The 26185-nt window shown below is 42.9% G+C and carries 23 protein-coding genes and 1 tRNA gene; 10 read left to right on the top strand and 14 right to left on the bottom strand.

All coding sequences use genetic code 11. The annotated features are described in order from the left end of the window. Positions 1-92 precede the first annotated feature (92 nt). Complete coding sequence (locus G7092_RS26530; protein ID WP_166094467.1) at positions 93-1070, bottom strand: YeiH family protein; 978 nt, start codon at positions 1068-1070, stop codon at positions 93-95. A gap of 241 nt (positions 1071-1311) precedes the next feature. Between G7092_RS26530 and G7092_RS26535 the strand changes: the two genes are divergently transcribed. Beyond that, on the top strand, positions 1312-1719 hold the full coding sequence (locus G7092_RS26535) for a DUF4199 domain-containing protein (protein ID WP_166094469.1): 408 nt from the start codon (positions 1312-1314) through the stop codon (positions 1717-1719). A 4-nt stretch (positions 1720-1723) separates the two neighbouring features. Here the strand turns inward: G7092_RS26535 and G7092_RS26540 are convergent, their stop codons facing one another. Next, entirely contained in the window at positions 1724-2965 is a 1242-nt protein-coding gene (locus G7092_RS26540) for an NAD(P)/FAD-dependent oxidoreductase (protein ID WP_166094472.1), read from the bottom strand. A 187-nt stretch (positions 2966-3152) separates the two neighbouring features. On the opposite strand from G7092_RS26540, the gene G7092_RS26545 reads away from it, so the two are divergent. Next, positions 3153-3226: transfer RNA gene (locus tag G7092_RS26545), tRNA-Pro, on the top strand. Between the two features lie 240 nt (positions 3227-3466). Here the strand turns inward: G7092_RS26545 and G7092_RS26550 are convergent. From G7092_RS26550 to G7092_RS26560, 3 genes are read right to left on the bottom strand one after another with little or no spacing between them, the layout of a single operon-like run. Beyond that, on the bottom strand, positions 3467-4102 hold the full coding sequence (locus tag G7092_RS26550) for an NAD(P)-dependent oxidoreductase (RefSeq protein ID WP_166094474.1): 636 nt from the start codon (positions 4100-4102) through the stop codon (positions 3467-3469). 9 nt (positions 4103-4111) lie between these two features. Then, a complete protein-coding gene (locus G7092_RS26555) occupies positions 4112-4918 on the bottom strand; it encodes an inositol monophosphatase family protein (protein ID WP_166094476.1) in 807 nt (268 codons plus the stop codon). Between the two features lie 11 nt (positions 4919-4929). After that, positions 4930-6078 (bottom strand): FAD-dependent oxidoreductase, encoded by a 1149-nt coding sequence (locus tag G7092_RS26560; RefSeq protein ID WP_166094478.1) that lies wholly within the window; start codon positions 6076-6078, stop codon positions 4930-4932. Positions 6079-6188: 110 nt separating this feature from the next. On the opposite strand from G7092_RS26560, the gene G7092_RS26565 reads away from it, so the two are divergent. The 3 genes from G7092_RS26565 (at position 6189) to G7092_RS26575 (ending at position 8337) form a co-directional block, all read left to right on the top strand. After that, positions 6189-7058, top strand: coding sequence for a helix-turn-helix domain-containing protein (locus G7092_RS26565; protein ID WP_166094480.1), 870 nt, complete (start codon positions 6189-6191; stop codon positions 7056-7058). 149 nt (positions 7059-7207) lie between these two features. Beyond that, entirely contained in the window at positions 7208-7798 is a 591-nt protein-coding gene (locus tag G7092_RS26570) for a Crp/Fnr family transcriptional regulator (protein ID WP_166094482.1), read from the top strand. Between the two features lie 113 nt (positions 7799-7911). Continuing rightward, positions 7912-8337, top strand: a complete 426-nt coding sequence (locus G7092_RS26575; protein WP_166094484.1) for a 4-oxalocrotonate tautomerase — start codon at positions 7912-7914, stop codon at positions 8335-8337. Positions 8338-8556: 219 nt separating this feature from the next. Here G7092_RS26575 and G7092_RS26580 read toward each other — a convergent pair whose 3' ends face one another. From G7092_RS26580 to G7092_RS26605, 6 genes are all read right to left on the bottom strand, one after another. Then, the gene (locus G7092_RS26580; protein ID WP_166094486.1) at positions 8557-8703 is read right to left on the bottom strand and encodes a DUF2147 domain-containing protein; all 147 of its coding nucleotides are present in this window, start codon (positions 8701-8703) and stop codon (positions 8557-8559) included. Positions 8704-8768: 65 nt separating this feature from the next. Beyond that, positions 8769-10568, bottom strand: coding sequence for a helicase HerA domain-containing protein (locus G7092_RS26585; RefSeq protein ID WP_166094488.1), 1800 nt, complete (start codon positions 10566-10568; stop codon positions 8769-8771). Between the two features lie 11 nt (positions 10569-10579). Continuing rightward, complete coding sequence (locus G7092_RS26590) at positions 10580-11686, bottom strand: peptidoglycan-binding protein (RefSeq protein WP_166094490.1); 1107 nt, start codon at positions 11684-11686, stop codon at positions 10580-10582. A gap of 11 nt (positions 11687-11697) precedes the next feature. Further along, entirely contained in the window at positions 11698-12156 is a 459-nt protein-coding gene (locus tag G7092_RS26595) for a hypothetical protein (RefSeq protein ID WP_166094492.1), read from the bottom strand. A gap of 1 nt (position 12157) precedes the next feature. After that, on the bottom strand, positions 12158-13105 hold the full coding sequence (locus G7092_RS26600; RefSeq protein WP_166094495.1) for a DUF4407 domain-containing protein: 948 nt from the start codon (positions 13103-13105) through the stop codon (positions 12158-12160). Between the two features lie 58 nt (positions 13106-13163). After that, positions 13164-13583, bottom strand: coding sequence for a hypothetical protein (locus tag G7092_RS26605; protein WP_166094497.1), 420 nt, complete (start codon positions 13581-13583; stop codon positions 13164-13166). Positions 13584-13938: 355 nt separating this feature from the next. On the opposite strand from G7092_RS26605, the gene G7092_RS26610 reads away from it, so the two are divergent. Continuing rightward, the gene (locus G7092_RS26610) at positions 13939-15858 is read left to right on the top strand and encodes a sensor histidine kinase (protein WP_166094499.1); all 1920 of its coding nucleotides are present in this window, start codon (positions 13939-13941) and stop codon (positions 15856-15858) included. Beyond that, complete coding sequence (locus G7092_RS26615; RefSeq protein WP_166094501.1) at positions 15845-16480, top strand: response regulator transcription factor; 636 nt, start codon at positions 15845-15847, stop codon at positions 16478-16480. Before G7092_RS26610 ends, G7092_RS26615 begins: the two co-directional genes overlap by 14 nt. A gap of 88 nt (positions 16481-16568) precedes the next feature. Here the strand turns inward: G7092_RS26615 and G7092_RS26620 are convergent, their stop codons facing one another. The 3 genes from G7092_RS26620 to G7092_RS26630 form a co-directional block, all read right to left on the bottom strand. Then, positions 16569-16817 (bottom strand): hypothetical protein, encoded by a 249-nt coding sequence (locus tag G7092_RS26620; RefSeq protein WP_166094502.1) that lies wholly within the window; start codon positions 16815-16817, stop codon positions 16569-16571. Between the two features lie 16 nt (positions 16818-16833). After that, the gene (locus G7092_RS26625) at positions 16834-17745 is read right to left on the bottom strand and encodes a lipase family protein (RefSeq protein ID WP_166094505.1); all 912 of its coding nucleotides are present in this window, start codon (positions 17743-17745) and stop codon (positions 16834-16836) included. A 168-nt stretch (positions 17746-17913) separates the two neighbouring features. Beyond that, complete coding sequence (locus G7092_RS26630; protein ID WP_166094507.1) at positions 17914-18522, bottom strand: RNA polymerase sigma factor; 609 nt, start codon at positions 18520-18522, stop codon at positions 17914-17916. 157 nt (positions 18523-18679) lie between these two features. Here G7092_RS26630 and G7092_RS26635 point away from each other — a divergent pair, with 157 nt between their 5' ends. The 3 genes from G7092_RS26635 (at position 18680) to G7092_RS26645 (ending at position 25386) form a co-directional block, all read left to right on the top strand. Beyond that, the gene (locus tag G7092_RS26635; protein WP_166094509.1) at positions 18680-19831 is read left to right on the top strand and encodes a FecR family protein; all 1152 of its coding nucleotides are present in this window, start codon (positions 18680-18682) and stop codon (positions 19829-19831) included. Positions 19832-20138: 307 nt separating this feature from the next. Then, a complete protein-coding gene (locus tag G7092_RS26640; protein WP_166094511.1) occupies positions 20139-23507 on the top strand; it encodes a TonB-dependent receptor in 3369 nt (1122 codons plus the stop codon). 10 nt (positions 23508-23517) lie between these two features. After that, positions 23518-25386 carry a RagB/SusD family nutrient uptake outer membrane protein gene (locus tag G7092_RS26645; protein ID WP_166094513.1) on the top strand — a complete coding sequence of 623 codons (1869 nt, stop codon included), beginning with the start codon at positions 23518-23520 and terminating at the stop codon, positions 25384-25386. The last annotated feature ends 799 nt before the right edge of the window (positions 25387-26185 follow it).

Below are 26185 nucleotides of genomic sequence, written 5' to 3' on the forward strand. Positions count from 1 at the left end.
GGGCTAAAAATAAACAAAAAATGGTAACCACCTATACGTAAAAACACGTTTCTTTTGTTTATTGAAATTATTTATTCTTATAAGAAAAATAATTATGCCCAATGTATCACCGCATAAAGTGCACTAGATGATATAGCTATCCACAACAATATGCCTTGAAATAGAGGCCTGAAACCTACTGATAATAAAATTGTACGGGATAAACCGGCACCAATCAAAAATAAAGTAAGCGTTAAGCCTGTCTTGGCAATTTTTATAAGATACGGGCTGATAATAGATACGGCAGGTACATAGGTGTTAATGATCATAGCCAGGATAAATAATCCTATAAAATAGGGCACTTTAATTTTGCGCGAATTGTTTTTAAACAGGAATGAAGATAAAAAAGCAACCGGTATGATCCATAAAGCTCTGGCCAGTTTAACGGTGGTAGCAACTTCTAAAGCATGTGCGCCATATTTACTTGCCGCGCCAACTACCGAACTGGTATCATGAATAGCTATGGCGCACCATAAACCGAATTGGTTTTGAGATAAATTTAAATGATGCCCAATCATCGGAAATATAAATAATGCCACAGAATTCAAGATAAAAACGCAGCCCAATGCTACAGATATTTGCTTTTCCTCTGCTTTGATTACCGGCGATATGGCTGCAATGGCGCTACCACCGCAAATTGCTGTTCCTGACGAAATAAGGAAAGATGTTTTCCTTTCAATATTAAACCATTTGCCCATGAAATATCCCAAAATAAGTGTTCCGCTGATGGAAGCTATTGTGAACAAAATACCTTCTTTACCAGCATGCAGTGCACTATGTACATTCATGCCAAAGCCCAGGCCTATCACCGATACCTGTAATAGAAGGTGTGTGGCTTTATGATTAAGATGAAGATAAGGATGGCCAGTGAACTGAGCTATGACAAGCCCCATCAGGAGCGCCACTGCCGGACTTACAAATGGTGTTAAGCAAAGTATGATACACACAGCAAAAATAATGATGCGTGCATTGGAACTTACGTTAAGTAGTACTGCGTTTGTGTTGTTAGCAAATTGATGATTTGTATGCATGTGATGTGTGTTTTAACACCACAAAAGTGAAGCTTTACCCATCGTGATTTTTATCACAAAGAGCAATCCTTGATAACTTTTGGTTATAGTAAAGAATTGTTTTAACAGGAGAACAGGATTAAAGTTGGATGAAATAATAATCTATTTCCCTGTAAAACAATCATTACATAAAATAATTGACTTTGATTATTTCCTTTTTTATATGTAAATTTAGTAAGACGTACTATTTAATACTGAGCTGATGAAAAACGCATTTGTTAGTGGTTTGGTTGTAGGTGTTTTTAGCGGAACCTGGCTGTTTGTAATGCACACTTTTGGTTACAGCAATTCGGGTAATCATGTTTATCCTATTGAGTATTTATCTATTTTAATACCCCTGATAGGTGTTTACATGGGAGTGAAAAGCTATAAAGAAAATGAGAAAGACAATAATCTGAGTTTCTTTGAAGCCTTTTTTCAAAGTTTCAGAATATTAGTCATCGGTGGCATCGTCGCCTGTCTGGCTGGCCTAGTTTATCTGAATTATGTTGACCAGGGCAATAATTTTCTGGGTTTTTCAGGCCGTTTACTGGGCGGGGCGTTGATAGGGGTATTGATTTGCGTAGCTGTTTCGCTCGCGCTGATGAACCGGTCGGGTAAACTGAATTAAGTTATTACCTGTTAAATCTGAAAATATCAGCATTCGCGTTTTTCTTACCCAATACCATATCGTGTATAATTTCTGCTGCTATTACGCTAAAGGTTATACCATTGCCTCCAAAACCTAGTGCAAAAAAAGTGTTTGGTCTTTCGATAATTGAACCAATATAAGGCAAGCCATCTTTGGTTGATGCAAATGCACCGGCCCAGCTGAAATCAGGTACTAAAGGAATATGCGGAATCTTCTTCAAAAATGCTTTCTTTAATAACTCCGTTTTTCGGTTAATTACGGATGGGTAAATGTGTGGATGATGAAACGGGTCATCCCGTCCACCAACCAAAATGCGGTTTTCGCTCACCGCCCGGAAATATAAGTATGGTGTTGCTGTTTCCCATATCAGGCTATTTTTATGCCAAAAGAATTCATTGGCTAAGGGCTCTGATACCAGGGCATAGGTTGAATTGATCTCTGCGATCTTTTTTGGGATATATTGCAGGCTTTCATAACCGCAGGCTATAATTAATTTTTTAGCTTTTACAGTATGATCATTGTTGGTGTACAGTTTAATGCCCTGCTTTGAATATTCAATTTGTTTTATCCCGGTGTTATTATAAACCCGGTGACCGGCATGCTGAAAGTCCTTAAATAAAGCATGTGTAAATAAATAGGCATCTACCTCACCGCCATCTGCAGAAAATATGGCACCTGGTGCGTCAAAATTGAATTTTTTTCGTAGATCTGATGTTTCCAGCCATTCTACTTGAAAATGATGTTTCTTTCGAAGTTTAAATTCATCCTGTAAGGCGTTGATGTGGGTTTTAAAGCTCGCATATTGTAAACTTGGCCGTAGATGGAAATCAAATTTAGGTTTAAATGATTCGCACAGGTCGCCGATATCATATATCGCCTTACGGCAAAGCTCATAGCTTTTAACCGCATCCTTTTCTCCAATTAAATTTTTTAGCTGACTTAACGGTGTGTCAATCTCGTATTGTAAAAAGGCGGTACTCGCAGCGGTACTACCCATCGCGGTATGGCCTTTATCGAAAACGGCTACAGACAATCCCGAGTTTCTTAAATTAAAGGCAGTTAAAGCAGCGCTGATACCTGCACCCATAATGGCCACATCTATCCGGAGATCTTTATCTAAAGAAGGGTAGGAGGTAACAATACCGTTCTTCATTAGCCAATAAGGATGTTGTTCGTAAAGGTTCATGTATTTTTCAGGCAGGTATGCTTGAACAACATGATTCATTATTTAAAGTTTTATTAGGCTCTGATATGTTTAAATAACAACGATTGTGTGCTATAAATACTCATGTGAATTTTTTTTTAAGTTCAAATATGTGCTAATGAATGGGTTAGCATTTAACTTGAAAATTCTTTTAAAAAAAGTTTTGCAACTTGATTTAAAATCCTACTTTTGCAAACCCAATCGGGAACGGGATGTAGCGTAGCCCGGTATCGCGCCACATTTGGGATGTGGAGGCCGCAGGTTCGAATCCTGCCATCCCGACAAAAGCGATACCAATAAGTATCAAAACCCTCTAAATTGTAAGATTTAGAGGGTTTTTTTATGACTATTTCAATAATTATAGTCCAAAGTAATCTATTAAATTTCTAATTTATATTTTCTTCATAACTCTATGAATGACGCATAAAAGTCAACAAAAATGTTCGTTCCCGTATCATTTATCTGCTACTCCAGCTTTTATCAATAGCAGCAATACAATAGACATTATATGTTTTAACAAAATTATATTGTTTGAGTAATCGCAGGAGTTTTTAGTATGAAGTTTTTCTCGTTAGCCTCTTTAAGCATGAAGCCGGCTAAATCATCTTTAGTAATCTTTCCAATCTTCATTCCTTTATGGAGGTCAGGGAATATCTGATATTTTCCTGTTGGCAATGCATCAGACAAGACTCCCGGTCTGATCATTTCCCATTTTAATTTACTTTTTGCAAATAAACCCTCCATTCTTGCCTTGTCATTGTATTGATCCTTTAATAAAAGGTTAATGACCAGTTTCATAAACAAACCTAAATAAGGCTTGCTATTACCAACTCCAAAACCAGATATAATCAATATAACGGAGTCCGGGCAAGTTTCCTGCATTGCGGGGATAACAACATTTGCCATTTCCGAAAATAGGGTAGTCCCTCTTTTTTGCTTAGTATTAATGCATACCAAAATAGCATCTGCATTTTTAATGGCCTCTTTTACGTCAGTCGGCGAGGTAGCAGAACCATTGATTTTTGTGAGCATCGGCTCATCCTGAAGAAGCTCTTGTGCTCTGGGAGATAATGCGGTAACCTGATAGCCTCGTGCTAAAGCTTGTTTAACACAGCTTAGCCCAACACCCGAAGTTGCGCCTATAATAGTGATATTCATGATTTTAAATTATTGAATTTTCTTAATCGCCTTTAAAAATTGTCGGCCAACACCTTTAGTTGCAACCAGTAAACTGCTGCTGCCATATTTCCATGGTTTACCATCGGTAGTTAATATTTCAGCGCCTGCTTCTTTAGCAATAAATAAGCCCGCAAGCCAGTTGGTTGTATCTAAATCTTCCTGATGAAATAAATCAATCCGGCCGGCGCCTACATAGGCTAATTGCAAGGCATGCGGCCCATAGTTTCGGACACAAAGGAATTGTTCTAATAAATGGGTGACACTTTTTCCCATTTGATGATAGATGTGATATTCATCTTTCTTATGGTGTGTATACTCCCAAACGGCAAGCATTTCATTAAGGTTTTTCTTTTTATTTGGTACAATACGTTTGCCGTTCATAAATGCACCCTCTTTAGATTTCGCCCAGAATGTTTCATTTAATATGGGATCGTAAATGACTGAAAAATAGGGTTCTCCATATTTCATCAGGGTAAGATTGACTGTCCAGCCCGATAGATGCTGAACGTATTGAACTGCGCCATCCATCACATCACATACCCAGTATTCAGGGATGGCCAAAGGCTTTAATTGTTGCGCAGTCTCAGTTTCCTCCTCAGGCCATCCAATTTGCGGATATATTGTTTCCAGCTTTGACTTGAGTTCTTTTTGAAAGCGAATATCCATATCATGGCTAAGTTCGCGTAAATCGTCCATGTTTACGGGTAAGGGCTTGCTTTTGAAATCTCCTAAAAAGCTGCCACCCAATCCTCTGACCAGGTTTATAATTTGTTTAATATCAATGTCTTTTTTCATGATTTTAATTTTTATGAACGTGATTCCTGATAACCTTCATTAAGCATCCAATGACTAAAGGCCGCATATTCCCGGGCATACTCTTCGGCTCCCTGGGCTATTTCCACATTCCACGATAATTGCCTTACCTTGTTGTAATGAGGTATGCGGTTGATTTCGTACATTTTTAGGGCGGTTGCTAAAGATGGGGTTGTCTTTAAAGCATTGGTGAGAACAATTACATCTTCTATCCCTAAAGTTCCGCCGGCTGATATGTGCGGGGATAGTCCATGGGCTGCATCACCAATCAAAGCTACACGCTGTGATACCCATGAAGGCAGTGGAGGAACAAACATGATCTGGTTGTGTAGGATCATTTCTTCGGGGGTACGTTCAATTAATTTTATTAAAGCGTCGCCCCAGCCATTATCGTTCATTTGAGCTGCGCGTTTTAAGGCTTCCTGTTTGTTTGAACCAAGGGGCTCTGCACTATCAAATTGATTGATCATCCAGGTAGTTTCATTCCCGTATGTTTGAAAATAACCACCCCGGGTTCGTTCATGGCCAATAGTCAGGACACTTCCAACCGGGGGTTCATCACCAGATGGAACCAAAGCCCTCCATACATGATGCCCGCTATGCTCCTGAGCTGTATAATTTGGTAACAATTGATTTCGCACTTTGGAATATACACCGTCTGCGCCGATAAGCAGGTCGGCTAAAATGTGTTCCCCGTTTTCCAATAATACTTTAACCTCATCAGCGTTTTCTTCAAAGCCTACGACGCGTGCGTGAAGATTAATATTGTCATTTCCCATAGCCGCTGCAAGTATGTTATTGAGTTGAGGCCGCGGAAATAATGCAAAAGAATGATCTTCTGCACCGGATCCTTCAGCCCGGAACCGGCGACCGGCAGCATTATAAAACCAGGCTTCTATCGGTGTACCTACGCTGCGCATTTGTTCGCCCATTCCCAGGTCTTCAAATACATCCAGCGCATTTTTCCATAAGCCTATGGAAGCGCCAGCCGCCCTGATCTCCGTAGCCTGTTCACAAACTATAACATCTGCTCCCATACGTTTCAGTGCTATACCAGCAGTTAGGCCAACCAAGCCGCCGCCGGCAACTACAACCCTTAATTTTTTTGTCGCCAGTTCAGTTAATTTACTTGAATTCTCCATCGCCTTTTACTTTTTGATTAATTTTATACAAAGAAAGATGGATTTATAAACGATGTATAGATTAAATCGCTGCTATTATACCTCAAATCGCAGAATTAATTAATAACGATATGGCTAACAGAACCAATAGGCAAATTCCCGAATTTGGAATACATGCGAGTAATATAAAAGGCATTGCCTTGAAAAAGCTTGACCTCGACCAAAAGGCTCCGGGCGAACACCAGACCGGATTTGCTCATCGCGATGATCATTATATGTTGGTAGCGCTATGGGAAGGCAAATTAAAAGCGGTTATTGATTTTGAAGATCACGAATTTAGCGCACCCTGTTTGTTAATGATCTTTCCGGAGCAAGTACATCAATTAATACCGCAAACTCACTTGTCTGGTTGGACGGTCAGTTTTGAGGCGGCCTTGATTGATGAAGATATCAGAAGTGTTTTAGAAAAGGATTGGCAGGATCAGGCACCTTCTTTTAACAATGTTCCTACTGTTTGGTTAGAGCAGATAAATAGCTTATTCCTCACGATCTGTCAGTTGTACTATAAGCCATTGATCACTTCTCAAAGCGCAATAAGAGCTTTACTCATGGGGTTGTTGTATATCATTACTGGTAATATATCAGCTTCTGAAGTTAAAACTGATCACAAGAAAAGCCGGCCCGCGCTGATTAAACAAGAATTCCTGCACCTGCTTTATCAGCATTTTAAAGATTGGAAGAAACCCTCTATATATGCTGAAAAATTAAATATCACTACAGCACACCTTAATGATACTGTTAAACGGATCACGGGTAGATCTGCTACTGAAGCTATACAAGAACATTGTATTCTGGAAGCGCGACGATTACTACGTTATACTGATTTGAACATAAAAGAGGTAGGTTACCAGGTAGGTTATTTAACGCCCAGTCACTTTATAAAAATTTTCAAAACAGTTGTTGGCCTGACGCCAGCTCAATACAGACAGCGTTTAATTTAATTGCTAAGAATGATGGCAGAATATAAATTTAAGAGCATTTTCGGAAAGCTGGGCTTGGGAGACATGAATAATTTGGAGATAGTGGGATTTATTGTTCTTTTTGAATAATTTATAAAGATTAGTTAAACAATAACGCTGTCGATATTTTTATGGAAAAAGCGAAAATACAGTTAAGGAGGTACCTGAAAGAGAATACTGCATTAAATCAGGATGACATTGAAAAATTAGCTGCTCTCTTTAAATTCAGGAAAGTAAAACGCAATGAAATTTTGGAAAAGGAAGGGCAAATTTGCACACATTTTTATTTTGTTTCAAATGGTTGTTTACGCCTTTATGAAATTGACAAAAAGGGCAATGAAATAACAGGTAAATTCGCATTGGAAAATAGTATAATAAGCGCGATAACAAGCTTTATTACTCAAAAAAAATCTTTAGATTATTTAATAGCCCACGAGCCCTCTGAAATATTTGTCATTAGCCGAAAAGACTTTTACAATGCTTTTGAATCCTTCCCTGAACTTGCAAAGTTCTATTATAGCTTTATAGAATTTGCATTTATACATTCTCAAATGCGTGTATATATATTTCTAGGTATGGAAGGGATTGACAGGCTTAAGTGGGTTATGGAACATGAACCTGATCTATTAAATCGCATTTCAAGTAAATCCGTTGCTTCCTATTTGGGCATGACTAATTCTACTCTGAGCAAATTAAGAGCGAAACTTTTAGAAACCGTTTAAATTATCTCTCAGTAAAATTTAAACGGTTTCTAAAACGTTGTCATATGACAACGTTTATATTTTCTTTCGTTTTCATCTTTGCATAGTTATTTAACAATTAAAATTTAATAATTATGCCACTTACAGTTATTACCACTCAAGGTGTTTTTACACCAGAAAACGAAAAAAAACTTGTGCCTCAACTGTCTGCCTTAATGTTGAAAGTGCATGGATTGACCGGCAATAAATTTATGACACCGGTTGTTATAGGTCATTTAAACACTGTGTCGCCGGAACTTATATTTTCAGGCGGTGTTCCTGTTATTTCTACCTTTATTGAATGGAAAGTTCCATCTTTCGGTTTTGGGACACAGCAAATTCTTAATGAATACGTTGAGGAGGCTACAAATATTGCTGTTGAGCTATCCAATGGTAAATTATTAAAGAAGAATGTATTTGTAAATGTTGTACATGCAGTAGATGGTTCATGGGGTATTAATGGAAAAGCCTATACCAACATTGAATTAGGGGAGGCGATTCAGACCAATGATGCTTATTAAAAAAATATTGACCAAACATTTATTATTTATAGTTACCAGTGCCTAAAAAAGGCGCTGGTAATATTAAGGACGGGTATGAATTTTCTGAAATAGTTGATGCATACAAATGAACCGTCATTTATGAACGACCTTAAGCAATAGTTATCCGAACAATTAAATAAATAATGTAACTCTATAGCGCAAACCACAAGGCAGGTACATGTCTTTTACCCGGGCCAGTTAATTACCTGTCTTGTAAATTTCAATCTTACCATCCTTATCTGGGTTGGGCCAAGTACCCAGTATTTGATCTTCCAAGTTGGTTTGAGCCTGTGCTACGGTGGCCACCACAAAACACAGGGGCAGTGATACTATTATTTTTTTCATCGCTTTTGATTTTAATTGATTGATAATGTATATAAAATAGTAAATTAATTAGTGATGAGCCGTACTTATAACCTTATCCGCGCTCGAACTGCTGGATATTGGTCCGCCGGTTTGATATAGGCTTCGCCGACACCGAGCGTCGAAAAATTAACGGCATCAGTAAGCCCCATTGCTTGCGCCATGATCTCTCCATCTTTACCTAACAGGTTATGGCATATCTTCATAGAGGTATTGGCCGTCACAGTGGAGATCAGCCTTGTACCGGGTTGCTGGTCCACGATGATAAATCCGCAGCCCTTTGAGCGGCCTTGGACCAGCCCCAGCTCCACCTGGGTGGCAAGCAATTGTGAAACCGTCAGCAATTCGGCCGAGCCGGATGGCTGCCCAGCCACATGGTGGGCTTCTTCCAGCAGGAAAAGGTGCCGGAGGTGTGGCTGCTCTTCACCGTTCAGCACAGAACTTATACCGAAAAGGCAGAACATCGCCATGAGTTGCTGCAGCGAATTATCTGACATCCCACGCAAGCCTAACACCAGCTTCATATTCTTCAGGTGGTCGAAAGACCGTCCGTTTTCAAAGCACATGTAGGAAATGACTGATGTCTCGAGAAGTGCTAATCTACTGGAAATCACATCCATAATCTCCGCCCTGCCGTTCGATTGTCCACCTTGTTGAAACATACGCTTCATTACGGTCGAAGCGTTCATTTTCCAGTAATTGAATAATTTATAGTGAGCCTGGTTAAGTATGCTGAACGTTCCGCCAAGCCGTTTTCTAAGCTCGGATCCAGTCATATTCAGCAGACTGAGCCGCTGTTCGAATATATCTGGCGGCAGTCCGTCTTTAACCAGCGGCTGCCAAAGCAACTCATAATAATAGCCCTCCAATAGTAATTTCATAAACGCGGGCAGCAGCACACCTGAACCTCCGCTGGCGCCGATGCTCAGTAATATCGAAAGCAGATCGATATGGTTCGACAGCCGTAGCTCATCGAGGGGAATGAATGGGTTGACCCCCAGTTGTTTCAGACAATTCAGGTCGCGTCCCATATCAAAGTAAGTTAGACCGTACACTTTGGCGAAAGCCTGGTATTCCCCCTTAACATCAGTGACCAGCAGCGAGGCAAGTTTGTTTTGTTGCAGCAAGCCAGAAAGTATTTTACAGGCAGTAGTCGTCTTGCCCGAACCTGAAAGTCCTGCGATCAGCAAGCCACGGCAGAGCCGGTCGGAATCTTCTTGAATATACCGGATGATATCCTGAGGGACCTCCTGCAAATGGGGCAGGACAGCATCGATAAATACCGGTACTCGGAACAGAAAATGTAATTCGGAGAAACCTACATAGATCCGCGCTTCACCGCGCCTGCCGTGTTCATAAGTTACCGGTTCCGCATCGAACCAGCGGCTAAGGCGGTCGGCGGCCAGCTGGCTGCCCGTGATGATACGCACACAATGGGAACTGTCTTTGAGTCCTGGCAGGAAACCATCGGTATCCGGTAAGACCTCGGCGCCGACCCAAAAATCCCCCCTAATGGTTGAAAAAAGTGATTCCAGGGGTATGTCGATCAGTTGGGTGATCGTCCGGTTGAAAGGGTTTGGGCCCCGTTTAAAAGGCCGGTTGATCAATGTCCAAAGTTTGTCGGAAGGCAGCGCTGCCGCCTGTGAAGTATTGACCGGTATTTGGATGAGCACATTGACGGCCGAAGGCAACATTGCACGCTGTATATGCGGCAGGTGGATATGCCAGAACCAGCCGCCCGAAGATTTCCCGAATTCCAATCGCACCCCCGGTAAAAGATAATCTTTCAGGAGCAATACCGGGTCTTCGGTAGTGCCCTGGTAAACACGTTCAAATATCAGTTTCATAATGATAAGTTTTAACTCATGGAATCAGAAATGCCTGTACTAACTTGCTGGTCGGCTGCACCGGCCGAAACCTGCTGATCACTCACTTGTTGTTCAGCCCCGACATCGGCTACCAGGTTATCGCTGGACCAGCTTTGATCCGGGGAAACAAGCACTTCGGGCACTTTTCCCAGATCGGCAGACTGATCAGTTAACGCTTGTTGTTCCGGCGCGTAAAAGCTGTCCGGGGAAGCCCAGCTATGGTCCTGAGCCGTCGGAACATGTGGAGTTGCACTAAGCGCATGCCGATCCCGGTTCGCTGAATCCTGCTGTTCTCGCTCCCCCCAGCTCCGGGTTGTATCATCAGCCATAATGTCCTGCAGTAAAACACCACGGGTTGCCTCGTCCAAATGCCCGGTCGGTGGCAGTTCATGTAGTCGCTGGTACTCCTGCAATTCCGCTTGTGTATGTTCGCCGAAATGACCGTCCACCTGATGGGGGGCACCGTGCCATAAAACGTGTTGTATTGCTTTTGTAGTCAGGTAATAGTCCTGCTCCTTAACTTGCTCCCAGCCTTCGGCGGGTGTTTCCGGGAAATTGTGAACCACCCGGTTGTCCCAGCCATGTTTGAACGCATCGTGGCTTTCGTCCAGCCCGGCGTAGTACCCACGTTGGTCGGCCGCGAATGCATTCAGGAACAAAGCCTCCTGTTGCGGTGTCATACTATTTAATGCCCCGATCTCGTCAGGGCGCAATTCGGTATGTTGGTTGTGCGCGGCAACCGGGTAACCGGAAAGCAGGAGCCGTTGGTTGGCGAGCGAAATCCCAGCCTTTTCACTGGTCACGGCGACGTCCCCGATTGCATTGGCCACCATCTGGGATTTGATTTGGTCACCATGCACCATCTGGTTCCAGTAAACCTGGTGGATGACTTCCCTGGCCGTCGTGCGGCTCATTTGCCGCATATCCTGCTCGGTGGGTACCCGGCCCAGGTATTGTTCGTATACCTTAGCCGACAGGCCGTGGTTGGTACCTACGGCAATTCCGCGTGAATTCAGGTTCCCGGTATCGCCCGGGTGATTTTGATAACCCTGTTCTGACCGTTGAAGAAATTCGAAAAACTTGTCAAATACTGCCATGTTCGTTTTACTTAGTTAATAGTGCCTGTCATTAAACTTAGGGTCCATTTTCGGTGAAACTGCTGTGCATCCTGTACAGAAAAGAAACGCGGGATCGATAACTGGGTATTCTGTCCGTTATAATCAATAAAGACATTTATTTTAGCGATGCGACCGAAATACTCCGTCGTATTGACCATTTTGACCATATAGAGCGGGTAAAAGAATTTGTTTTTCTTAAAACCATGCCAGGGCCGGCGGATGAGATAAATCCCCATCTGATCGAGGTTCAGCTCGTAAGGAAACGCATTAAACCGGAGCAGGAAACCCAACCATTTGATTGAGCGGTAGAAATACTGGCCACCATCGGGGTCGATCCCAAAGGTGGTTAATATGGCGCGGTGTAGCCCATGGGCTTTGAACCGCGGATGGTGCCAGTAAATGATGAAACAAACGACCAATATCAGCAGAATGATGAATGTTGTTTTCATGTTATTGATGAGCTATGTGGAGAGGATAGGTCATACTCATATGACCATTTTTGTTACGGTTGTTCTTGCCATCCTGGCTGCGCTGCTCGTGCTTGTCATTGTAGTCGTCCTCATCACGCTCGAAAGCGGACTTACGCATGCCATTTTTAAGTGCGAGAACCATAAGCTCTAAACCCAGCAGGACACCCAGGCATACGAAGCACAGCAGCCGGCCAAAGCCTGTTGCAAAGGAGAAATCGAACAAGGCTTGTATCCGGGTCAGCAACCCAACTTTGCCCTCTTGAATCTTTGCCTCCTTTTCCACTTCGCCGGCCATGACTGTCACTAAACTATCTCGTTTTGCACGCAGCGGTTTCAGGAAGCGGGATTCAGTGATATCGCGCTGTTGTTCATAGTAACGCGTTTTCCTGCCAACACCCGGATCGTTCACATTAGAAGGCTCACTGATCGCTAGCTCAGAGAATTTTTTATACTGTGCCAGATACATTGCCAGCGAACGGTCCATATCCGCAATTTCTTTTTTGTGTTTGTCAGCCACTATTTTAGCGTATTCGACATTTTTCCCCTGCTGCATTACGGCAAGCTGCCGGTCAACGTCCTGGTGAAACAGATCGATCATCAAGCCAATGGCACCAATAAAGGAAAGGCCGCAGGCTACCGCGATACGGAAGATCGAAAGGCCGAGGGAGACCTTGGTCATAACAATAGCCTTCTCCAGCAAAAATATAAATCCGGCAGCCACGAGGCTGGAGGTAACCGCCTCACCGATCGACGCCTGGCAAATATTGCGCGATACCAGCCAGCCATCTAAAGCATAAATGCCCACCGGGAACATCATGCTGATGGCAAGTACGCCTATCTTACGCTGCGAATAGCCGTCGTAATTTTTGAGGATCGCATAGCGGTAGCCTGCAATGAAGCATACCAGCTTTAAATAGATATTTTTCATGATCTTATATTTTATGGCTTGGTTAAATAGGTTTTCCCTTACGGGAAAACCCGTTGATTTATTGTTTCCCGGTCATCAGGAAATGCTTCTGAAAACCGATGTTGTACCCTTTACGGTATAGATTGATCGCAAACTGACAACCTGATGCTTCGTCGGTAACATGGTTTTTTATTTTCGATTCCGCTATCAGTTCGTCCAGTTCGGCGTTAAACCTGGCGATCCTTTGCCGGTATTGATCCTGCCGTTCAGTATCGGGGCCAATAGTTGCCTGATCCAGCTCGGCCTGATGGAGCTCACGTTTTTTCTCAACGATCTCCAGGGCCAGGATCAGTTTATGCTCGTCAGCCAGACTGTTGATATGGTCCTGGTATACCTGGTGGGAATGATGCAGCTCCGCATCATCGCTACCCATCTGCTGATGGGGCCGCATCCGGTAGGCCAGCCGCCAGGATGCAGCTGAAGGCGACTGCTGTGCCAAAGGGGCAGTGACAGTGGTGTCCGGTGCAGCTGTTTCTGAAGTAACCTGATTGTCAGTAGCTGCTTTGGACTCCTTAACTATCTGCTCGATTTTTTCATCGATTAGTCGCCGCAGCCCCTTGGGCGCAGCGAGCGCTAGAAAACTTAGTAATGACATGGTTTTGTGTTTTAATTAATAGTCTTTGTCGTTATGGTTTATTTTAGTTATTCATTTTCTTATATATTTGAACGTCAGTACAATCTTCGTCCCGATAATTCCAAAGTTAGATTACATGAAAACAAAAAATCGTCATCACATTTGAGGATTGACGAAATTCAATTAGCCGCTACCTTTATCCCGGATCAATCGGAAACCCATGAAAAAATTAGCATCCTTAGCGAAAGGTATTTTGTTGTTTTGCGGACTTGCACTGGCAGGCTCATGGACTAAGGCCGTTGCGCAGGATACACTGATGGTCGGCAGGAGGCAATCTACCGCAGATGTAGATACCTACCTTTTATTATACGGCACCAATAAACAATTGGACGTGCAGACCCTGGCCGGTAAAATACCGGCTGCTGATTTTTTTAAGATCGAGCCAGCGAGGGGCTTCAGTCAAAAGATCGATATCTACCGGCACTTCTGGCTCAAACTGCTGCTGAAGAATACAGCGCCCGTGGATACGATGGTCTACTTTCAGTTTCACAGCCATGTCGTCGATACGGCAACATTATATTTCAAAACAGGACAAGGCGATTTCCGGCAGATCGGGCAAACCGGGGTCGATCTGGATTTTAAGAAACGAATGATACCCACCTATGATATGGTCTTTCCTATCAGGCTCAAATCCGGGGAGGCTAAATATGTCGTGATGAAGGTTGATGTTGATGACGGTGACGAATTTCATATGTTCCCTGAATTGTCCCCGGCCAAAAAATTCCAGGTCAGCGAAGAGCGCTTTTATATGATCACTGGCATATTTACTGCCGTCATGGCCATGGTATTTCTGCTTAACGTCTTACTGGCTATCGCGCTCAAGCGCCGTATCCACTGGCTCTACAGCGGTTATGTAGTTGTTGCGCTTTATGAGATCCTGACGATGTGTGGTGCAGACATCCAGTTCCTCTACCCGCATCACCCGGAATTTTCGGGTTATTTCGAACATCTTGCACCTTGTGTCCTCGGCGTCCTGATGTCATTGATCATGCGCAAATTCCTTCAATATAAAGAACGCCCCGCCATTTTTGGACGTATCGCACACATCGGCATGTACCTGATTATACTGATGACCGCGCTTTGTCTCCTCGCAAACTTTGTTTTCAAACAGGCTTTAGCTTTCCAGGGTTATACAGAACAGGGGTTGGCGGTCGTCCTGTTTATTCAATGCCTGCTCTTCCTGGCCTGCGCTATCGAGCGGATAAAACAAGGGTTTAAACCGGCAAGGTTCTACCTGGCAGCTATCGTTGTTTTTGATATGGGCCTGATCCAATTTATCCTGATGGTACTTTTCAATATAGATCAAAAAAACGTTCTCACCAGCTATCCGAACTTGATTCAATGGGGCATTGCCTGGGAAACCGTTGTGGTCTTTATTGGTATCGTATATAGTTACAGGCAGCTGGCGAGGGAACTCGATGCCCAGAAAGACATGTTGCTTTCTTCTGTCGTTGCAGCAGAAGAGGGTGTCCGCGAACGCATTTCTCAAAATCTTCATGAGGGCGTCGCATCTGCACTGGGACACCTGTCGCGGCAGCTGAGCAATACGACTACGGACATGCCTGCCCCGCAGTTGGAATCGGTTCTCAGCAATTCGGTAGAATTGGCCAACAACGCCTATCTGGATGTACGCAGGATCTCCCATGAATTAGCGCCGGTAAGCTTTGAAAACGACTGGCTAATCCGCAGTCTTGAAAAAACGCTCCTGACCCTGAACCAGCTGAGGACGACCGAATTTCAATTATATACCAAAGGGGATGACCGGTCATTGCCTAAACCGGTGGCGCTGATGGTTTACCAGATTCTCAATGAGCTGATCAGTAATATCATGAAGCATGCTAAAGCATCGAGCGCATTTATCCAGTTGTTTATCAACGAAAATAGTGTAGATATTTTCGTTGAGGATAACGGTGTTGGTTTCGACGCCAATCACACGGCAAACTTAGGCATCGGCCTCACCAACATCCGCAGTCGCGTGGCCTTTATAAAAGGGGAGATCATTTTTGATTCTGGTGAAGGAGGAACACACGTGACCATTCATGTACCAAACTTTAAAAATCAAAGCCATGGAAAAAACTAAGATCATCATTGCCGAGGATATGGCCCTGAACGCACAGGGACTGGCGTCACTCATTAGGGAGATGGAAGATTTTGAAGTTATTAAAATTGTTTCTGATGGCAATCAGCTGGTGCATTCTGTAACAGATTATCAGCCGGACATTATCCTATTAGACATTAATATGCCGTACATGGATGGTTTCAAAGCTGCAACGCTGATCCGGGAGCAGTTCCCCAAAATCAAGATCCTTTTCTTAAGCGTGCTTTGGGACACAAGTATTAAGAAATTTATTGAAAAGCATGGACTTTGTGGTTATCTATCTAAAAATGTTTCAGCTAACGACCTTCGCAAGGGACTTCGGGACGCACGCGATGCGAAACCTGTCATGGTTACACCAGCCCCATTGTTCGATCCGAAGGAAATGCCAGAATATGATAGTTTAAGAAAAAAGTTGTTGTCTGACCGCGAGATAGAAGTGATATGCCTGGTGCTCAAAGGCTTCACATCTGAAAACATTGCTGGGTTTTTAAAGATAAGCGCAAATACGGTCAAGTCACACCGAAAGAACGTCCACATTAAACTGGAGATCAGCAATGATGGGGAGCTGGGACTTTTTGCTGCAAGGACTCAATTATGTAAATAAAGTTCAGCATCATGAAATGTGTTGAGAAAATAATTATCCTGACTGTCGCATTGTTCGCCTGTAAAGAACCCGTATTCAGTCAGTCAACTTAAGAAAAAACACCGCTGAATATATCACCAGCCAAAATGCTCAATTCTGCTGATCTGGCTTCCAAAGAACCGTGCTGGCTCCTGTTGGCAATTTTCACCACCTTTTCCTGTAGCTTGGGCAGCTGATTTTTATAAGATGAGGGATAATCTCCGTTATACCAGTGTATAAAATCTCCTTTAATGTTTTTAACAATTAGGATGTTCGAAAGGTTTGCCGGCTGACTGCTGGTTGTGGTTGAACGCGCCAAGATCAACCGGTTACCGTTATTTTCTTTTTTTATAGATATGAAACAGGTCAATATAGTAATGCTCTATAAAATGATTGCTCACATTAAGCCGTCTTACCCAGTTATAAACCCACAGCAGTTTGTTGCTACCGCCGATAAAGATTTTGCTGATAATCGTTTTTCGGTCAATACGGTATTCATACCGGCTATTGGCATAACCTAAAAACCGGGGTGGTAGCCCCGGGACTATATCGCCTTCCCGGTAAAATGAAAAAGGTGAGGAAATGTTCACGGCTTCTTTATTGCCAAACCTTGGCATACCGAAGGTGTAGCAGGAATGTGACCGGTAGCCTTTCAACGCTTGCGCATATTTGTTATGTTCAAACGCGTTGCTGCCGGACATCAAGGTATGCAGAATAGCCGACATGGCCCCGCCGAGAGAGTGTCCGGTAATATAGATCCGGATATCCGGATCAAATTTATGGAGTTTGATAACCAACTGGTCGATACATTCGGTGACGGCCTCGTAAAACCCTTTATGATAGCGGATGCTTCGATCGCCTTTGATCCCAATCGTACGGAATTTGAGATCGGTATAGGCCTCGTGAAAACTGGCGGTACCGCGTATGGCGATAAATAAAGTTCCTTTTACGTCAAGCGCTATCAATACCAGTGATTTGGTTTCAATAATAAAGTTTTGTCCGAAGTCTGCCTGTTGCAGCAGTTCCTTTACTGTCCGGCATTGTTTCTTTTTTACAAATTCCAGGTAGTCTCTGGAGGGCATGATCTTTAGGTTGTCATGTCCTTCCAGTTCATATTTAGGGATCTGCCAGTAAGCCATTCTGGAAAAAGCGCAGCAAATGGCGGTCTTTTCAAGTGTATAGGCTTTAAGGTTCCAGTCGGTACGGTTGAGTGCAGGCCAGAGTTTGTGTAGGTTTAAAGGTTTCATAACGGTGATCATGTTTAGGGTAATGAATATACCAAATATTATATTTCGTGCTTAAATTTATTCTGTAGTCAATCCGTCATTTACCTAGTTGCGAATAAAGTGATCTCTCGGCAACAGCAAACCGCCATCGGCAATGTCATAATCATTACCTGATGAAGATTATTCGTATTAAGAACGCAGACTGGTATAAAGCATCATGAGTTTTGCAATGATTAAAACCGTTGGATAATTTTTGAGATAAGGTTTTAGGTGTTTTAACGCCAGTGATATCTGGTTCTCAACGGCCCTTTTTGAAATTGAAAGTTTTTCAGCTATTTCATGGTTGCTCATATGACCAACCCTGCTCAAAAGAAATATTTCTTTGCATCTTGCGGGTAGCTGATCCAGTAAAATATCCAGGTTGTTTTTGAGGTCGGATACCTGCATGTTACTTTCAGCGTCGTTATATACTACGACTGAAGCATCAAGGCTTTGGTAATCGTTCACAAAGGTCAAGGGTGAACTATTGTTCGAACTAATCGCATTATAAACCCTGTAACGTGCAGCAGACGTGACGTAATTCTTGAATGTAATAATTTTCAAGACATCCCTTTTCTCCCAAATGTTAACGAAAATGTCATTGACAATGCCCGCGCAAGTATCAGTATCTTTTAGATAAGAATATGCCTTTTTGTAGACCAGCTCCCAGTATCGATCATACAGCAGCGTAAACGCTTTTTTATCGTGGCGTTGTACTGCGGCGAATAAATCTTTGTCCGATTGATTGGGGTTGCTCATTTAATGATTTTAAATCTACACTTGAACCCTGCAATTTAATAACAAAGTTTTATTGTTGGCTGTTTCGCGACGGCAGACCTGAAGCACTTTAAAAAAAACTAAAAAAGTATGTGAGAACTGAATCGCTGAACTGTCTATATCAGTAACCGTTATAATCATGTTTTACGAAGAATTTCAGGAACTATATCAGCGATGCACGTCCGGGAACTGCACGTTGGAAGAACAAAAACTATTTGAAGAGTATCGTGACAGCTTCGATTTGTCAGATACTCCCTGGCATTCCGAATTTGGCGATAGGTCTGAAATTGAAAAAAAGCTGAAAAGCGACCTGTATGCCAGAATTTTCGATAACAAGGTGAAGAGGATTAATTTTTCGAGATGGGCAGCAGCGGCAGCCGTTCTTGTCTTTTTCCTTAGCGCGATATTCCTGGCGGTTAGGTATTTCAGGCAGAAAGGCGCGGCATCTTATACCGGTGACATGGATAAAAATGCTATCAGGCCCGGCAGTGAAATAGCTGTTTTAACGTTGGCGGACGGATCTCGCTTAAATCTTGACAAATCACGTATTGGAAAGCTATTCAGCGTTCAGCGTGTCTCAGCAGAAAACACTTCTGACGGCAATTTGATCTATCAAATAAGGCCAAAGGTTAGAACCTATTCAACTCAATTGTACAATGTCGTTACCACTCCCAAGGGAGGTAAGTACCGGCTGACCCTGGCAGATGGAACCAAAGTCTGGCTGAATGCTGCCAGTTCAATCAGATATCCCGTTGAATTTGCCGGAGCTACCCGGGAAGTAGAACTGAAGGGCGAAGCATATTTCGAAGTTGCCCATGACGCAGGGAGACCTTTTAAAGTTAACAGCGGAGAGCAGGTCGTTCAAGTGCTCGGTACACACTTCGATATCAATGCCTATAAAGATGAAGATGCGGTTAAAACAACCTTGTTAGAGGGCCGGGTCGAGGTCCGTCAGAAGGGGCGACGGAAATCTGGAGCAAATCTTGTTATTGCGCCAAATGAGCAGGCTGTTTTCAAAAATGAGCATTTGGAAAAAATCACTGTTGATGCAGGCGAATTTACGACATGGACCAGTGGACGAATCGTATTCAAGGATGCAGACATCCATGAAGTGATGCGAAAAATTTCGCGTTGGTACAATGTCGAGGTCGTTTACGAAGGTCAGTTGAACGGTGATACCTATAATGGCGAGATACCAGATAATGCAGCATTTTCGAAGGTCATTCAGATGCTCAAGTTAGATGACATTCATGTAAAAGTAATCGGACGAAAACTCATCGTATCGCAATAACAACTAACCTATTCTTTCAAAAGAAAAAAAAACATAAAGAAAACCAATTATTAGCCTTTAAACCAATTGATGATGAAGAAAAATGATACCTGACCCCCTTTGAAAATTTCGGCCAAAAAAATGCCGGTGGTGCTTCCAACACAACCGGCTGATTCCGCTTACGCGAAAGTTTTTGGCCTTGAGATTAATAGAAAACCGACACAGTTTAATTTTAACCAACCAAAAACCTAACGAAACTATGAAAATTAATCTACGTAGTTCGAATAACTGCGAATTTCTGTTTTTATGTCGAAGAACATTTTTATTGATGAAGCTTATAATTTTACTAACGATTGCTTTTACGCTGCAAGTTAGAGCAAATGTGTTCGCCCAAAAGATTACCCTGTCAGAAAACGGGGTATCACTAGAAAAAGCTTTAAAAGATATCGATAAGCAAAGCGGTTATACTTTCTTTTATAAGAAAAAGCTACTTCGGGATTCCTCTCCTGTATTTATAAACGTAAAGGATGCAGAGATTAAGGACGTCCTTGACCAGCTATTGAAAGGGTTGCCGTTGTCGTACAGCTTTGCCGATAAAATCATTGTTATCAAGAGCAGTACAGGTGCGAGTGAAGCGATCCCTACTAAAAATAAGCTTGTAATGGCTGATATTGAAATCAAAGGAATCGTTGTCGATGAAAACGGAAAACCATTACCCGGTGCCTCTGTAAAGATAAAAGGTACCAATCAGGGTATGACGACAAATGAGAATGGTGAATTTTATTTTAGAAGTATTCCGGAAAATAGCACCTTAGTCATTTCCTTCATAGGATATACAACCAGGGAAGTGGCCGCAGCAAAGGATCTTGGTATTCTTGCGTTGACTCCGGGGACAGGATTGCAGGAAATTGTGGTTGTGGGTTATGGCACACAGCGAAAGGAGCGGGTGACCGGAGCGATAGCGGCTATTGGAACGAAAGAGCTACAGCAAAGCCCTGTTGCTAATTTGAGCAATGCCTTAGCCGGGCGATTACCGGGTCTGCTAACTGTTCAAAATAGCGGAGAACCCGGGGCCGACGGTGCGTATTTGAATATCCGGGGCTTCGGAACCACTAATAATTCGTCACCTTTGATTTTAGTTGACGGTATCCAGCGGGATTTTAGCGGCCTGGATGCCAACGAAGTAGAAAATGTCAGCATACTCAAAGACGCTGCTTCGACTGCCATATACGGTATTCAGGGTGCCAACGGCGTTATTCTGGTCACAACCAAGCGCGGTAAAATTGGAACCTCACGAATTTCGGCTACTGCGCAGAATGGTTGGCAGTCGCCAACATCCCTTCCCCGATATGTTGATTCCTATACCGGCAGGAAACTGTATAAAGAAGGGCTGGTCAATGACGGACTTTTCGCAGATACCAGCGCCTATTCAGATGTCCTGCTGAATAAATACCGGGACAGGACTTATCCGGCGTATCAATATTTATATCCCAATGTAGATTGGACAAAAACGATGTTGAAGCCGTTCTCCTATTTGCGACAGGGAAATCTGAATGTTTCCGGCGGGACTGAAAAAGCAAGATATTTCATATCCTTATCCTACCTGCAGCAAAACGGCTTGTATAACTATGAAGAATCGGTCAGCCAATATGATATTCAGGCCATTACGCATAAGTATAATTTCCGTTCAAACATTGATCTAAACCTTACCAAAAACTTAACGATGGAGCTTAATTTGGGTGCGATCGTATATGACCGAAACTATCCGGGGGTAAGTGCATCTCAGATTTTCAACGATATTAAACAAACACCGGCTTGGTATTATCCGATTACCAACCCGGATGGATCCCCCGGAGCAGCGCCGAATACCAATCAATCCCCTTACGTTGACCTCACCCAGTCGGGTTATTACAGAGGGTTTGAAACGGAGCTGCAGTCTACGGCAGGGTTTAAGTGGGATTTAGGATGGCTAACCAAAGGGCTGAGTACGCGGGTAAGATTGTCTTTTGATAATGACAATTTCCGGAATGTTAACAGGCCGCTTTCCAATATTACCTATCAATATCTGCTCAATCCAGGTGTGCCTGATACGGAAACTGATCTTGCTGCAAACGGGCATTATGTTATCGTAAACAATGGTAATGGAACATTAGATTATCAGGTAAATGCCAATGGCTCCCGTCGTACGGTGTTAGAGGCTTATATCAATTATGATCGTGATTTTGGCAAACATTCGGTCAAAGCGATGGCTATCTATAACCAGTCAGGTTTCTTTGATGCGGTTGGTGGCGGTGTCGGTAATGCCATTGGCGGTTTACCTTATAAGTATCAGGGTGTATTAGGACGTGCCGCCTATGCTTATGATGACCGTTACCTTGCCGAATTCAATTTTGGATACAACGGTTCAGAAAATTTTGCACAAGGTCATCGCTTTGGGTTCTTCCCGGCTGTCTCTACTGGCTGGATAGCTTCCAATGAACACTTTATAAAAGATAACCCTGCACTTAATTTTATTGATCAGATTAAATTGCGTGGTTCCTACGGGCTTGTTGGTAATGATAAAATAGGCTCCAGCAGATTCTTATACCTAAGCACATGGGTAACGGGTTCCGGTTACACGTTTGGTTTCAATAGCAATGGTAACTCCTATGGCGGTTATCTGGAAGGACAGGCCGGAAATACATTGCTCACCTGGGAAAGGTCCAAAAAGTTAAACCTGGGTCTTGATCTGAGCTTATGGAAGGGCATGCTATCCTTGTCTGCCGATGTGTTCAGAGAACGTCGCACAAATATTCTGGCTACTTCTCAGCTAATTCCGGGTTTCATCGGTTTACCTCAGATCCCGGCTGTAAATGCAGGCATTACTGACAATCGCGGTTATGAAATATCACTGACACACAGACATGATTTCAGGAAAAATCAGGGCTACAGTATAACTATCAACTACGCTTATGCGCATAATAAGATCCTGTTTTATGCGCAGCCGGATTATCCGGGACGTGAATGGCAAGCACTTAAGGGGACAAGTATCAACGAAATCTATGGCTATACCGCCCTGGGCTTATTTAAAAACCAACAAGATATCGATAATAGCCCCTCACAATCCAGTCTGGGTGTGACAAAGCCCGGAGATATTAAATATAAGGATTTGAATGGAGATGGTGTCATTAACAGCCTGGATGCAGGTTACTTGCCAGGAAAAGTAGCAAATCCGACTTCACAGTTTGGTGTTGCTTTGGGCTATCATTATGCAAATTTCGACATTAGCGTTCTCTTTCAGGGTGGCCTTGGCGGATCGACATTACTTTCAGGTTCCGGAGTTTATCCATTTTCCCGATTCGCCAGTGCTTTGGTGCAGGTGGTCAACAATCATTGGGTAGCGTCTAATCCCGACGGCCATTATATGTTCCCGCGCATTTCCTCTGCCGACAATGTGAACAACCAGCAAGCTTCCACCTTTTGGATCTATTCGTCAAATTACCTCCGCTTAAAAACTGTCGAGTTGGGTTATACTTTACCGGCAATATGGATGAAGCGTATCGGAATAGACAACGCCCGTGTTTTCGTCAATGGTATTAATCTCCTGACCTGGAGTAAGTTGAAAGATTTCAATCTTGACCCTGAAATTGGCAATAATGGAACTGGTACGTATCCACAACAAAAGGTGATCAATGCCGGGCTGAAATTTACATTCTAAAACATTTGACATGAAAAGCAAGAAATATCTATACCTGATGATTGCAGCCAGCATTTGCTTGGCTTCCTGTAAAAAATATCTTAATGTGGTTCCAACAGAGTTGGTTACGCAAGACGCTGTTTTCAATAATATTCAAAATGCAGAAAGCGCGTGGGCTCATTTATATGCATCACTAAACAGCGGTGATGTTCAGTTTATACACGGCGGAGGAACAGTTTTAGGTGCCTGTACAGACGAATGTAAAAACCACTGGGAAAACGTTGCGGAATTGCCATTTAATTCCGGCGCATGGAATGCCACCAATAACTCACTCGATATCTGGAACGGAGCTTACCAGTATATACGTTCAGCAAATATTTTCCTTGCGAGTATTGATAAAACGCCGATCCCGGCATCGCGAAGTGATTATTATACGCCACGCATTCCACTTTATAAAGCAGAGGCGCGCTTTCTGCGGGCTAACCAGTATTTTGAGCTCTTTAGGAGGTATGGTGCTGTTCCTTTGGTTAATAAGGTTTTGGCTACTACTGACCCAGCAGCAACCACTACGGCAAGGAACAGCGTTGACGACGTGGTGAAATTTATAACTTCGGAATGTGATGTCATTGCAGGGATTTTACCGGTATCTTATCCTCAGGGATCAAGTGATTACGGCCGTATTACCAAAGGGGCTGCCCTCGCCTTGAAAGCCAGAACACTCGTCTACGCTGCCAGTCCATTGTTTAACGGCAATACGATGTACGCAAACATCAAAAATGCTGACGGTACCCTATTATTTCCACAAACATACGATAACAACAAATGGCTCCTGGCCGCGAACGCGGCAAAAGCTGTATTGGATTTAGGCGCTTATAATCTATCTAATCCCAATCCATCGAATCCCGTCGATAATTACGCACAGCTTTTCTTCACCCGGAATTACGACGAGATTATATTGCCCCTGATTATCGGCGGCAATCGCGATTTTGAAGGGACGTACATGCCCAATGGCCGCGATGCAAATGCGGTAAATGGAAATGGGAAAATGAGCGTCTTTCAAGAATTGGTTGACGCATACGAGATGAACAATGGCAGGCCGATTTCGGACCCACAATCGGGCTACCAAACAGCAGGTTTTTGGAATGGTCAAATTTGGGATGGTATACAAAACACAGCGGTTTCCAATATCTCGAATATGTATAAAAACAGGGATCCCCGTTTTTACGCAACGATATTCTTTCAATATGATGTGTGGAACTATTCCAACAATGCAAGGCCACTGAAATTTGCTTGGTTCGGCAATAATGGCGGCGCTTGTGATGGATGGCCAAAACCCGGCACCAACTGCGAAACTGGTTACAATTGGAGAAAATGGGCAGACCCATCGGTAAATCTAAAAGGTGGCGGTAACGCCAACAGAAATTTCCCGTTGATTCGTCTAGCCGAAATCTATCTGATTTATGCGGAGGCCATGAATGAGTATCTATCGGCCCCCAATAGCGATGTCTACAACGCGGTCAATGCGATTAGGAGCCGGGTATCGATGCCTGGTTTGCCTGTCATCGCCTCTGATAACACAAAAGAAGGCATGCGCAAAAGGATTCAAAACGAAAAACGAATAGAATTTGCATTTGAGAACCAGCGATTCTGGGACGTTCGCCGCTGGTTGATTGCAAAGACTGTTGACAATGGTGATATGCATGGGTTGAATGCCAGACCAACTTCTGCTGAGTTAAATTCAACGGGTTTTGACCCGAACAGTGAAGCTGCGGGTGTTGCGGTGTTCTACAAAACAGTCGTAGATCAGACACGCGTGTTTGCTGATCGACATTATTTGATGCCAATCCCTCAAACCGAAATCAATATCGACCCTGCTCTTATTCAAAATTATGGCTGGTAGATTTAATGTGAATATTCAGGGGTTTATCCTTTGGCGCAGAACAACAGGCTTCATCAATTGCATAACCACATAATTATTAGGCGGTTGTTCCAATCGAGGGCAACCGCTTTTATTGACCATCTGCGCCAATCCAAAGAAAGTGTCTTTTGAGAATTGAGGGTAAGTTTGATGGAGTTGGTGATCGTTTTATCCGACATTTTAAATTGGTTTTAGCCATTTCTTGTTTTATCAGAAAGAAAAAAGTCTTTACGAGCTATTGTAAGAAATTGATTGTCAAATTGATAATATCGGAGTCGGACCAGTGGTCTCTTGATCGCTATGCATGGATATATGGCGGTGGTGGTGACAGAGGAGGGGTGAATGGGCTTCAACAGAATCTAAAAGTGAGAAATAGATCATGTTTAAATCCATAATAATCTATGTTTTACTTTATTTAATTGTAAATGAATTGATTATGTAAATATGATATTTTTATTTGCAAATAAGAAAAAGGTTACTACCTTTGCACTCCCGAAACGAAGGAAGGAAAAAAGGCGGAGACGCTGAGAGAGAAAGAAGGGGAAAGCCAAAGCGAATTTGGCAGTAAAATAAAAGAAGGGAAAACGAGAGTTGGCCTGGATAAAAAAGAGAGAAGTCGGAGCGATTCTGACGGACAGAAAATGAAGAGTTAAGGAGTATAAGAACTCCAAGATTATAAAGCGGATCCGGGATGGTGAAGCGATAAGTTCTTTTAAGAAATAGAAAATCATGTAGCGTAACGATCGGAAACTAAACCCTTCCGGTGCGTTATAAGAAAGCG

This window comes from Mucilaginibacter inviolabilis, from assembly GCF_011089895.1.
Taxonomy (GTDB): domain Bacteria; phylum Bacteroidota; class Bacteroidia; order Sphingobacteriales; family Sphingobacteriaceae; genus Mucilaginibacter; species Mucilaginibacter inviolabilis.